This is a genomic window from Microvirga antarctica (assembly GCF_017921815.1).
In the GTDB taxonomy this organism is placed as follows: Bacteria; Pseudomonadota; Alphaproteobacteria; order Rhizobiales; family Beijerinckiaceae; genus Microvirga; species Microvirga antarctica.
Genome location: NZ_JAGEMM010000180.1, coordinates 1 through 283 on the forward strand (window position 1 = coordinate 1; position 283 = coordinate 283).

The window sequence follows — 283 nt, forward strand, 5'->3', positions numbered from 1 at the left end:
ATCAGTTGAACGTCGGAATTAAGCTGTTCAAGGATTGTCGCATTGACACCCGCCATATCTTGCGCGGTTAACTCGTTGATTTTTTCTAAATTCATCGCAAAAGCCGGGCTTATCGCCCCGATTATCCCATGTCTGAATGAGGTAACGTAGGGTTTATGGTTAGAAATATACCCTGATTGTACTGAAAAAACGCCGCAGATAAACGTTACCGTATGCGTTGTGTTTTTTTTCTTCATGTATTGATGGTAGCACTTGTCAAAGCCGTGCAATTTGCGTAATATTC

At 41.7% G+C, this 283-nt stretch carries 1 protein-coding gene; it reads right to left on the reverse strand.

All coding sequences use genetic code 11. The features are described 5' to 3' along the window. Nucleotides 1-236, reverse strand: a 236-nt coding sequence (locus tag J4G32_RS21385; protein ID WP_210497751.1) for a hypothetical protein, incomplete at its 3' end; no start/stop codon positions are given. Nucleotides 237-283 lie beyond the last annotated feature (47 nt).